This is a genomic window from Salinicola sp. CR57 (assembly GCF_003206585.1).
GTDB lineage: Bacteria > Pseudomonadota > Gammaproteobacteria > Pseudomonadales > Halomonadaceae > Salinicola > Salinicola lusitanus.
In genome coordinates, this window is sequence record NZ_PZJL01000014.1 from 28906 (window position 1) to 39169 (window position 10264).

General features: G+C 65.3%; 9 protein-coding genes and 4 tRNA genes. 3 read left to right on the forward strand and 10 right to left on the reverse strand.

Annotated features, from left to right (window positions below):
- Window positions 1-28: 28 nt before the first annotated feature.
- Genes DOM56_RS18365 through nikA form a run of 5 tightly spaced genes read right to left on the reverse strand, consistent with a single transcriptional unit; the run spans window position 29 to window position 5042 of the window.
- Window positions 29-760 carry an ATP-binding cassette domain-containing protein gene (locus DOM56_RS18365; protein WP_110710456.1) on the reverse strand — a complete coding sequence of 244 codons (732 nt, stop codon included), beginning with the start codon at window positions 758-760 and terminating at the stop codon, window positions 29-31.
- Window positions 757-1518 (reverse strand): ATP-binding cassette domain-containing protein, encoded by a 762-nt coding sequence (locus tag DOM56_RS18370; RefSeq protein WP_110710457.1) that lies wholly within the window; start codon window positions 1516-1518, stop codon window positions 757-759. The genes DOM56_RS18365 and DOM56_RS18370 overlap by 4 nt, the downstream gene beginning before the upstream one ends.
- Window positions 1515-2399 carry a nickel ABC transporter permease subunit NikC gene (gene nikC, locus DOM56_RS18375; RefSeq protein WP_110710458.1) on the reverse strand — a complete coding sequence of 295 codons (885 nt, stop codon included), beginning with the start codon at window positions 2397-2399 and terminating at the stop codon, window positions 1515-1517. Before nikC ends, DOM56_RS18370 begins: the two co-directional genes overlap by 4 nt.
- Window positions 2396-3421 carry a nickel ABC transporter permease subunit NikB gene (nikB, locus tag DOM56_RS18380; RefSeq protein ID WP_232822360.1) on the reverse strand — a complete coding sequence of 342 codons (1026 nt, stop codon included), beginning with the start codon at window positions 3419-3421 and terminating at the stop codon, window positions 2396-2398. Before nikB ends, nikC begins: the two co-directional genes overlap by 4 nt.
- A complete protein-coding gene (gene nikA / locus DOM56_RS18385) occupies window positions 3414-5042 on the reverse strand; it encodes a nickel ABC transporter substrate-binding protein (RefSeq protein ID WP_198655837.1) in 1629 nt (542 codons plus the stop codon). The genes nikB and nikA overlap by 8 nt, the downstream gene beginning before the upstream one ends.
- Window positions 5043-5248: 206 nt before the next feature.
- On the opposite strand from nikA, the gene nikR reads away from it, so the two are divergent.
- Window positions 5249-5722, forward strand: a complete 474-nt coding sequence (gene nikR / locus DOM56_RS18390; RefSeq protein WP_110710460.1) for a nickel-responsive transcriptional regulator NikR — start codon at window positions 5249-5251, stop codon at window positions 5720-5722.
- 256 nt (window positions 5723-5978) lie between these two features.
- Here the strand turns inward: nikR and DOM56_RS18395 are convergent.
- From DOM56_RS18395 to DOM56_RS18415, 5 genes are all read right to left on the reverse strand, one after another.
- A tRNA-Asn gene (locus DOM56_RS18395) sits at window positions 5979-6054 on the reverse strand.
- Between the two features lie 34 nt (window positions 6055-6088).
- A tRNA-Asn gene (locus DOM56_RS18400) sits at window positions 6089-6164 on the reverse strand.
- Between the two features lie 30 nt (window positions 6165-6194).
- A tRNA-Asn gene (locus tag DOM56_RS18405) sits at window positions 6195-6270 on the reverse strand.
- A 215-nt stretch (window positions 6271-6485) separates the two neighbouring features.
- Window positions 6486-6562: transfer RNA gene (locus DOM56_RS18410), tRNA-Met, on the reverse strand.
- Between the two features lie 141 nt (window positions 6563-6703).
- Complete coding sequence (locus DOM56_RS18415) at window positions 6704-7654, reverse strand: choline ABC transporter substrate-binding protein (protein ID WP_110710461.1); 951 nt, start codon at window positions 7652-7654, stop codon at window positions 6704-6706.
- Window positions 7655-7909: 255 nt separating this feature from the next.
- Here DOM56_RS18415 and betI point away from each other — a divergent pair, with 255 nt between their 5' ends.
- Both betI and betB read left to right on the forward strand, forming a co-directional pair.
- Window positions 7910-8530, forward strand: a complete 621-nt coding sequence (gene betI, locus DOM56_RS18420; protein ID WP_110710462.1) for a transcriptional regulator BetI — start codon at window positions 7910-7912, stop codon at window positions 8528-8530.
- A gap of 100 nt (window positions 8531-8630) precedes the next feature.
- Window positions 8631-10100: a betaine-aldehyde dehydrogenase gene (gene betB, locus DOM56_RS18425; protein WP_110710463.1), complete on the forward strand. Its 1470-nt coding sequence runs from the start codon at window positions 8631-8633 to the stop codon at window positions 10098-10100.
- Window positions 10101-10264: the final 164 nt, after the last annotated feature.

Genomic DNA, 10264 nt, shown 5'->3' on the forward strand with positions numbered 1-10264 from the left:
GGTAGGCGCCAGTGACGCCGTCAATCCCTCAAGTGAGAACGGCAGCCTCCAGCGCCATGGCGGCGGGATGCGTGAACGACTGGTGGGCGCGCACGTCGTCGACGATGACGCCGCGTTCGATCACCACCAGCCGGTCGCACAATCGCCGGGCCAGGCGCAGGTCGTGGGTGACGAACACGAGCCCCATGCGCTGTTGCCGGCAGTGCGCCAGGAGCCAATCGCCCAGCGCCACCTGCAGGATCGTATCCAGCCCGGAGGTGACTTCGTCGCAGACGAGGAGCGCCGGCTCGATCGCCAGCGCCCTGGCCAGGCAGACCCGCTGCAGCTGCCCACCGGAAAGCTGATGTGGCAGCCGGGAGGCCAGTTCGGTCGGCAGTTGCACCGCGGCCAGCATCGCCATGACCCGCGCCTGGCGCGCGGACCGGTCGAGCGAGGTCAGGTGTTCGAGCGGCTCGCCGATGATCCGCTCCACGCGATGGCGTGGATTGACCGCGCCGGGCGCATCCTGGAACACGCCCTGCACCTGGCGCCGGAACGTCCGCATGACCGGGCGAGCACGCCGATCCAGCACGCTGCCGTCGAACATCAGGCGACCGCTCGCGGGTCTCTCCAGCCCCAATAGCAGCCTGGCGAGCGTGCTCTTGCCTTCGCCGCTGGCGCCGACCAGCGCCACCCGCTCCCCCGCCTCCAGGACGAGATTGACCGGACCGAGTACCCGCTGGCCGGCATAGACCTGGGTCATCTCCTCGAGCGCGATCATCCCTCGTCCACTCCAGCGCGAGCCCGATAGACGTCGCTCAATGCGCGGTGGGCGGCCAGCAGCGCCCGGGCGGCGGCACTGTCGGGGGCCTGAAACAGCGCCGCCGGCGTGGTGGACTCCACGATTCGCCCGGCGTCGATCACCTGAACGGTGTCGGCATAGCGAGAGACGATGCCCAGGTCATGAGTGATCAGCAGCACCCCGAGGCCGTGACGTTTCACCAGCCGCTCGATGAGTGCGAGAACGCGCTGCTGGGCGGGCGCGTCGAGATCCGACGTCGGCTCGTCGGCGATCAGGAAGTCCGCGCCCTGCAGCAGCGCCAGCGCCAGCATCATGCGCTGCAACATGCCGCCGGAAAGTTCGAACGCATAACGGGGCGCGACGACAGTTTCCAGCCCGACTTCCGCCAGCGCGGCCAGCAGCGAGGCCTCCGCCTCGCGTCCCCGGATGCCGCGCGCGGCCAGCGTTTCCAGGCCGTGACGGCGCATGGTCATCAGCGGGTTGAAGGCGGTGCGCGGATTCTGTACCACGTGGGCCAGCCGCGGCGTGCCGTTCGCCCCATGCACCTCGCCCCCGCGCCGCGCGAGCCCCGTCGCCAGGGGCAATCCGGAGAGCACGGCCGCGGTCATCGACTTGCCGGCGCCGCTCGGCCCGACCAGGGCATGAACGCGCCCGGTCGTCAGCGTCAACGACACCTGGTCCAGCAGGCAGCGTGCGCCCTGATGGACACTGAGGGCGTCCAGCGTGAGCGTGGTCATCCGTGAGCCTTCTTGAGGGCGGGGTCGAGCCGATCACGCAGGCCGTCGCTGAGCAGATTGAACGCCGCCACGCTCAGGAAAATGGCGAGACCGGGCCAGATCACCAGCGCCGGTCGTGCCCAGATCAGGTCGCGCGCGTCGCTGATCATCACGCCCCACTCGGGCGTCGGCGGCGCGACGCCGAGGCCGAGGAACGACAGCGCCGCCACGTGCAGCATCATGTGGCCGAGATCCAGCGTCAGCAGAATCAGCACCTGCACGCTGATACCTGGCAGCATGTGGCGACGAAACGTGGCCCAGCGCGACGCTCCGCACAGGGTCGCGGCGAGCACGTAATCCCGCGAGCGCTGGGAGATCACCAGAATCCGCACCACGCGGGCGTACCAGGCCCAGTGCGTCAGCGCGATGGCGAGAATCATGCTGGTCATGCCGGTACCCAATACGCCAATCAGGCACATGGCCATGACGAAGGTCGGGAAGGTCAGGAACAGATCCGCCGTGCGCATCACCAGCTGATCGATCCGGCCGCCGGCGAGCCCGGCGAGACTGCCCAGCGTCACCCCGATGGCAAACACCAGGGCGAGAATCGCGGCCACGGTCCCCAGCGACACGCGGGCACCGATCAGCAGCCGAGAGAGTACGTCCCGGCCGAGTTCGTCGGTACCGAGCCAGTGCTGAGCGGTCATCGGCGCGAGCCGGTTCGCCACGTCGACCTGGTCGGGGTCGAACGGCACGATCCACGGCGCGACCAGGGTCACCGCGATCAACAGACCCACCAGCAGGCCACCGACGGGCACCCCCCAGCGCGGCGTCAGCCGGAGCTGCGGCCACAGCCGCCGACGGGTCGCGGGCATGGCCGGCGACGAAGCCCATTCGGTCATGGTCGCTCCGCCCCGGCCGAGGGACCGTAGCGTCCTATCGTCTCGCCAGACTGCGGTCGGCGTCGGCGCACCCGCGGATCCAGCCAGGCATGGACCAGATCGACGCCCAGGTTGGCCATCACGTAGACCAGCGTCATCAACAGGGTGAAGCACTGCAGCACCGGAAAGTCTCGGTTCTGGATGGCATCCACCGCCAGCCGGCCAACGCCGGGCCAGGCGAAGATGTTCTCGATGACGAAGGCGCCACCGATCAACTCGCCGATGGCCATGCCGGAGGCGGTCAACAGCGGCAACAGCGCGCCGGGAAGCTGGTGCGCGAACACCACGCGCCGCCGCGAGAGACCGCGCAGCCGGGCGTAGTGGACGTGACGCTGATTCGCGGTCTCCACCATCGACATGCGCAGCATCCGCGCATTGATGGAGATCGTCATCACCGAAATGGCCAGCGCCGGCATCACGAAGTGCAAGGGTCCGCCGTACCCCATGGGCGGCAGCCAGTCGAGCCAGATCGAGAAGACCAGCACGAGCAGGAAACCGATCCAGAAGTTGGGCATCGACACGCCGAGGAATGCCACCAGGCGTACCAGCTGATCCGGCCACCTGCCGGGATTCAGGCCAGCCCACAACCCCAGCGCCAGACTCGCCACCACCGTCACGACCAGCGCCACGGCGACCAGCGCCAGCGTCGCCGGCAGGTGCTCGAGCATTACCGTCAGCACCGGGCGGCCGCTGATGAACGAGGTACCGAAATCGAGCTGCAGCGCCTGCCACAGCCAGTGCGCGTACTGCTGCCACAGCGGCAAATCGAGCCCCAACTGATGGCGCGCCGCCGCGACCGCCTGATCGGTCGGGGAGATACCGGAAAGCCGCAGGTAGTCGAGGGCTGGATCACCGCGGCCCAGGTGCAACAGCAGAAAAATGACCAGCGACACCGCCAGCAGCAGCAGCGGCATCAGCGCCAGACGACGCCGCGCGATCTGCCACAGCGACTCGAACCGGCGGCTGGCGTTCGACTCACTCACCGGCCGGCCTCATGGTCGAGAACGGGATGTCCTCCATGGTGTCGCCGAATTCGACGTCCTCGACCGCGTCCCGGCGGCTGACCGAGCGGGCGGTGACGAAGGAGATGGGCACGTAGATCGCCGACTCGTGCAGCTCGCGCAGCAGCCGGGTGTAGCCCGCCTGGCGAGCGGCCTCGTCCTGCTCGGTCAGCAGTTCGCCGATCTCGCGATCGATCTCGGCCTTGTTGGGCAGACCCAGCTGCGCCTGATAGTCGGCGTGGGCCGCCACCCGCATCGAGCTCAGGTAGGCGTGCGGCTCGTAGGGCGCGCCCCAGGTATCGCTGTAGATGATCGAGAAGTCGCCACTCTTCTGCCGGCTCATCAGCGCGGTCTCCTCCTCCCCGTGGAGACGAACCTGCATCCCGACCTGCTTCAGATTGGCCTGCACGACCTGCGACATGGCCTTCTGCAGCGGATCGTCGCCGACGAAGTAGAGATCCAGCGTCAATGGCTCGCCCTGGCGGGTACGAATGCCATCCTCACCCGGTGTCCAACCCGCTTGATCCAGCAGAGACCTCGCTTCGTCGACATCGAACTCGTAGGGCGCCAGATCGATGTCGGCGTAGGGTACCTGGCGTGAGAACAGCGCCTGCGCCACCGGCTCGGCGTCGAACAGCAGCGATGCCACGATGGCCCGCTTGTCGACGGCGTGTTCGATCGCCTGACGCACCGCAAGGAAGCGGGTCGGCCCGTGGTGGGAATTCAAGACGAAGGTGCGCGTTGCCAGCGGCGGCGAATTCTTGGCCTCGAAGCGTGGATCCTGCGCGAAACGCTGGAAACTGTCTTCCGAGATCAGCCCGCGTGCGCCCTGGACGAGATCGACCTGGCCGGTCTCCAGCGCCACGGCACGGGTGTTGGGATCGTTGATCAGACGTACGTCGACGCCGGCGTAGGCGGGCAAGTCCCCCCAGTAGTTGGGGTTGCGCTTGAAATGATCGACTCGCCCCGGCTCGCGGCCGCTGAAGACCCACGGCCCGGTGCCTATCGGGCGGGAGAGCCGGCAGCCGCCCTGCTCCGCCGGCAGATCGCTCTGCAGGCTGCTGGGGGAGGCGAACCGCAGCGGGCGGATCAGCGAGAGCTCCATCAGTGTCGGGTAGTAGGCCGTCTTCAGGTGCAGTTCGACCTCATCTCGCGAGACGATCGATACCGACTCCAGCTTGTTCGCCAGCGCCAGCCAGGCGTGGTGGTCCCGACACGCCATCACGGCGTCGAGATTGGCTTTCACCGCCGCGGCGTCGAACGGCGCGCCATCGGAGAAGGTGACGTTGTCACGCAAGGTGAACCGGTAGCTGCGGCCATCGTCGGAGACCGACCACTGCGTGGCGAGCCACGGCTCGAGGCGACCGTCGTGAAAGCGCACCAGCGGCTCGTAGACCATCGCCTGGGCCATCATCTGGTTGGCGCCATAGCCCTGCGTATCGAGGGGGCCGACGTCGTAGGGCCAGGCCACGGTCAGCACGGGATCATCGCCGGCCGGTGCCGCCATTGCGGCGCTGGAGAGCCCGGCAGCCATCAGCAGCGACGCCATGCACAGGGCACGTCGCCCCCGCCGGCCGCGGGCAGTTATCGAATGGGTTGTCATGATGTCGAGTGCTCGTCGTCCCCGTCAGGAGATGAGAGCCTATCGGCGGCTTAGTATGATGTCTATCGAGATTCATCATACTGGTGGTCGCCGAAGGGAGCTCGAGGCGTCGCGTTCGAGGCCATCGGACCGCTTCCACGCTATACGGTGCCACCGACTCTCGACTCGCGATTGACCCAGCCAGATGAAGACAGGAGCCATAGATCATGAAACGCATCACCATCACCCTGGACGAGGAGCTGCTCGGCGCCATCGATGCCCGGGTGGCCAGTCACGGCTATCAGGGACGCTCGGAGGCGCTGCGCGATCTGCTGAGGACCGGGCTACTGGACTCGCGCCAGCATGCACCGCAGGAGACGACGACATGCCTGGCGACGCTCAGTTGGGTCTTCGATCACACCACCCGCGATCTCGCCCAGCACCTCTCGCGGCTGCTGCACCGCCACCACTCGCTGGTCCATTCCACGCTGGAGGTGCTGCTCGATCACGAGCACTCGATGTCGGTAGCGGTGCTGAAGGGCGAGAGCCAGAGCGTACACGCCCTGGGCGAGCGCATCATCAGCGAGCGCGGCGTGCGCCACGGCCGCCTGTTCATGGTCCCGATCGATGCCGATGTCGAGGAACACCGGCATGGCGATCAACTGGAACCCCACACGCACTGGAGAGTGAGAGACAAATGATGGGCTGTCAGGGCAAGACAGGCGACGGTCGCCGAAGTGGCCTCCAGCATGATCAGAACCGGGGTTGGCTCCTTGCTTGGAGGTTGTCGAGTCTCAGCCCAAATGTCCGGCTAACGCCAAAAGTCACGCCAGAAGGCGCCAAACTCAGCGCAACGCGACATCCAAGCCACTGACCTGCGGTCAATCAGGGCGACATCGAAAGCACGAAGGAGTCAGAGAACGAAAGGGGGGGATAATTCTGGAACGATCATCGCACTGGCTCCCCGAACAGGACTCGAACCTGTGACCCAATGATTAACAGTCATTTGCTCTACCAACTGAGCTATCGGGGATCGATGCAGCGATGTCGTCATGCGGTGTGGGCGATGGCTCCCCGAACAGGACTCGAACCTGTGACCCAATGATTAACAGTCATTTGCTCTACCAACTGAGCTATCGGGGATCGTCGTTCACCGCTGGCTGATATGGATGTTGGCTCCCCGAACAGGACTCGAACCTGTGACCCAATGATTAACAGTCATTTGCTCTACCAACTGAGCTATCGGGGACCATCCTTCAGCACGCGGCGTAGTATACGCGCTGAGTCTTTTGCGTCAAGGCCGGAAGCCAGGATTTCTCGAATTGTCGAAAAGGAATAACCGAGCACAATCAATACGCTGCGCGTCCCCTCTCCCCCACTTGGCAGGCCTGGTGACCGTGCGCAGCACGTCCGGGCGAGCGAAGGGATATCCGAGGATAGATAATGGCTAGAGAGGAGAAGCGTTGGTGGCTACGCCCTGATTCGAACAGGGGACCCCATCATTATGAGTGATGTGCTCTAACCAGCTGAGCTACGTAGCCGACGCTGCTGCCGGGAGACGGCAAACGTTGCCGAGTGACAACGGGGGCGGACTATACCTGCAGGCTCGTCGAAGGACAAGCCTGCAGTGAGAATCGGCGCCATTTTCGGCTCGTTTTCCCCTGTCCGCCCCCGGCGGTGGATCAGATGCCCAGAGCTTCCTTGACCGCCGGCAGGCCCGGTTCGCCATCGACCGTCTCGACGCCCTCGAGCCAGCTGTCCAGCGTCTCGGGATGCGCCTTGAGCCAGGCGCGGGCTGCGTCCTTCTCGTCCTCGCCGTCGTCCATGATGCTGCCCATGACCTCGTTTTCCATGTCGAGCGTGAAGCTCAGGTTCTGAAGCAGCTGCCCGACATTGCCGCACTCGTCGACGTAGCCGGCGCGGGTATTGGTATAGACGGTAGCGCCGCCGTAGTCCGGACCGAAGTAGTCGTCCGCGCCGGAGAGATAGCCGATATCGAAGTTGGTGTTCATCGGGTGCGGCGCCCAGCCCAGGAACACCATCCACTCCTTGCTCTGGGTACGCGCCCGGACCTCGGCAAGCATGCCGGCCTCACTGGAGTCGACCAGTTGCCAGTCGCCCAGGCCAAAGGCGTCGTCGTCGATCATCTGCTGGATGATCATGTTGCCGTCGTTGCCTGCTTCGATGCCGAACAGCTTGTGACCGAACTGGTCTGCATGTTCGTCCAGGTCGGCAACCGAGGTGACGCCGGCGTCGATGACGTACTCCGGCACCGCCAGGGTGTACTTGGCACCCTCGAGGTTGGCACGCGGACGATCGACCTGTCCTTTCTCGATGTAGGGGTCGCTGATCGACTTCATCGACGGCATCCAGTTGCCCAAGAACACGTCGAAGTCGCCCCCTTTCAGGCCCGCGTAGGCCACCGGCACGGAGACGGTGTCCGAAGTGGCTTCATAGCCAAGCCCTTCGAGCACGACGCTGGTCAAGGCGGTCGTCGCCTGGATGTCGGTCCAGCCCACCTCGGCGAAGCGGACGGTCTGACAGCTCTCGGGCTCCTGCTCCTGCGCCTGGGCCAGCGGCGCCGCAGCCAGGCCGGCACCGGCCAGGGTCCACAGAATCGGCTGATATCTCATGGTGCTTGAACTCCCTGAACGTATTGTAGGTTTTCGTCAATAACCACTGATTATCGAATGTCACATTTTCCATTCGATGACACAATACACTAGTTTTTGTTGATTGACCGTTCAATAAAAAATTTCCATAATGGTCGGCAAACGACGTCGTCGGTTCGATAATAGTCGGGTTCTCCGGCGATCACTGGAAACCCGATCTGAAACGGGTTATCCGTAAGGTTCGATCACGTCAGTCCCGCTGCAGGAGTAAAGCCCGTGCCGAAAGTCGGTATGCAACCCATTCGCCGCCGCCAACTGATCCAGGCGACGCTGGAGGCGATCGACGAGGCGGGGCTGGCAGATGCCACGATCGCCAGGATCGCCAAGCGCGCGGGCGTATCCACCGGCATCATCAGCCACTACTTCGCCGGCAAGGACGGGTTGCTCGAAGCCACCATGCGCCACGTCCTGAGCGATCTGGGCAACGCCGTGCTGGAACGGCGTGCGGCGCTGGGCGATGCCCCACCGGAGGCGCATCTACGTGCCATCATCGACGGCAACTTCGATCGCAGCCAGACCAGCCGCTCGGTGATGAAGACCTGGCTGGCGTTCTGGGCCAGCAGCATGCACCACCCGCCATTGCAGCGGTTGCAGCGGGTCAACGACCGCCGGCTCTACTCCAACCTGAGCTGCCAGTTCCGGCGCGTGCTGCCGAAACGGGAAGCCCGGGACGCCGCGCGCGGACTGGCCGCCCTGATCGACGGACTGTGGCTGCGGGGTGCCCTGGCCCAGGAGGGCCTGAACGTGGATCGCGCCCGTCAACTGGCCTACGACTACGTTCGAGTGCAGCTCGAGACCGCCAGCCACAGCCGAACCCGCGCCAACGACTACGCTTGAAGGCACCCGCGCCGAGCCGGCGCAATCGATCCAGAGATCGGATTCAGGCCGCCGAGACAGCGGCCACGCTATTTCATTCGCCATTCGAAGGAGAGTCATCATGGCACGACTCGAGACGCAGACACTCTATATCGACGGCCGCCACACGCCGGCCAGCGGCAACCAGACCTTCGACGCCGTCAATCCGGCCAATGGCGAGGTCATCGCCAGCGTCCAGCAGGCCACCGCGGCCGACGTCGACAAGGCGATCGAAAGCGCCCAGCGCGCCCAGCGCCAGTGGGCGGCGATGACCGGCATGGAGCGTGCGCGCATCTTGCACAAGGCAGTCGCCCTGCTGCGCGAATGCAACGACGAGCTGGCCGAGCTGGAAACCCTCAACACCGGCAAGCCGATCAGCGAGACGGCCAGCGTCGACGTGGTGACCGGCGCCGACGCCCTGGAGTATTTCGCCGGCCTGGCGCCGAGCATCGAAGGCACCCAGATCCCCCTGCGCGAAGACTCCTTCGTCTATACCCGCCGCGAGCCGCTGGGCGTGATCGGCGCCATCGGTGCCTGGAACTACCCGATCCAGATCGCCTGCTGGAAAGCCGCCCCGGCCCTGGCCGCGGGTAATGCGGTGGTGTTCAAACCGAGCGAAGTCACGCCGCTGACCGCGCTGAAACTGGCCGAGATCTTCACCGAGGCCGGCCTGCCGGACGGCGTGTTCAACGTCGTCCAGGGTGACGGTAGCGTCGGCGCCATGCTCACCGAGCACCCCGGCCTTGCCAAGATCACCTTCACCGGCGAGGTGGGTACCGGCAAGAAGGTAATGTCCGCCGCGGCCGGTTCCACGCTCAAGGACGTCACCATGGAACTGGGCGGCAAGTCGCCGCTGATCGTGTTCGACGACGCCGATCTCGACCGCGCCGCCGACGGCGCGATGATGGCCAACTTCTACTCCAGCGGCCAGGTCTGCACCAACGGCACCCGGGTGTTCGTCCACCGCTCGGTGAAGGAAGCGTTCGAGGCCAAGATCGTCGAGCGGGTCAACCGCATCAAGGCCGGCGATCCGCTGAACCCGGAGACCAATTTCGGCCCGCTGGTCAGCTTCGAGCATCTCGAGAAGGTGGCGAGCTACCTGGAGATCGCCAAGCAGGATGGCGCGCGGCTGCTGGTGGGTGGCGACCGCCTGACCGAGGGCGATTTCGCCAAGGGCGCCTGGGTTGCGCCCACCGCCTATACCGATTGCGAAGACGACATGCGTATCGTCAAGGAAGAGATCTTCGGCCCAATCATGTCGATCCTCGCCTTCGATGACGAGGAGGAGGTGATCCGCCGCGCCAACGACACCGAGTACGGCCTGGCCGCGGGTCTGTTCACCGAAAGCCTCAACCGCGCCCACCGCGTCATCCACCGGATCGAGGCCGGCATCTGCTGGATCAACACCTGGGGCGACTCCCCCGCGGAGATGCCGGTCGGGGGCTACAAGCAGTCGGGCATCGGTCGCGAGAACGGCGTCGAGACCCTGGCGCACTACACCCAGACCAAATCGGTCCAGATCGAGATGGGGCCGTTCGCCTCGGTGTTCTGATATCCGCGACGAGCGACGGGCCTTGAGCTGCGAGCCGAAGGCCAAGAACGGAAAGCCGAGCGGGCCGCAACGGCAATCGTCAGTCGATTTCCGAGCTTCGCAACCTTTTCGCTCGTAGCTCGTAGCTCGTAGCTCGTAGCTCGTAGCTCGTAGCTCGTAGCTCG

Bases quoted from the DNA above. Each gene is read 5' to 3' on its own strand.
- DOM56_RS18365 (WP_110710456.1), bottom strand. From the start codon at position 760: ATGATCGCGCTCGAGGAGATGACCCAGGTCTATGCCGGCCAGCGGGTA.
- DOM56_RS18370 (WP_110710457.1), bottom strand. From the start codon at position 1,518: ATGACCACGCTCACGCTGGACGCCCTCAGTGTCCATCAGGGCGCACGC.
- nikC (WP_110710458.1), bottom strand. From the start codon at position 2,399: ATGACCGAATGGGCTTCGTCGCCGGCCATGCCCGCGACCCGTCGGCGG.
- nikA (WP_198655837.1), bottom strand. From the start codon at position 5,042: ATGACAACCCATTCGATAACTGCCCGCGGCCGGCGGGGGCGACGTGCC.
- nikR (WP_110710460.1), top strand. From the start codon at position 5,249: ATGAAACGCATCACCATCACCCTGGACGAGGAGCTGCTCGGCGCCATC.
- DOM56_RS18415 (WP_110710461.1), bottom strand. From the start codon at position 7,654: ATGAGATATCAGCCGATTCTGTGGACCCTGGCCGGTGCCGGCCTGGCT.
- betB (WP_110710463.1), top strand. From the start codon at position 8,631: ATGGCACGACTCGAGACGCAGACACTCTATATCGACGGCCGCCACACG.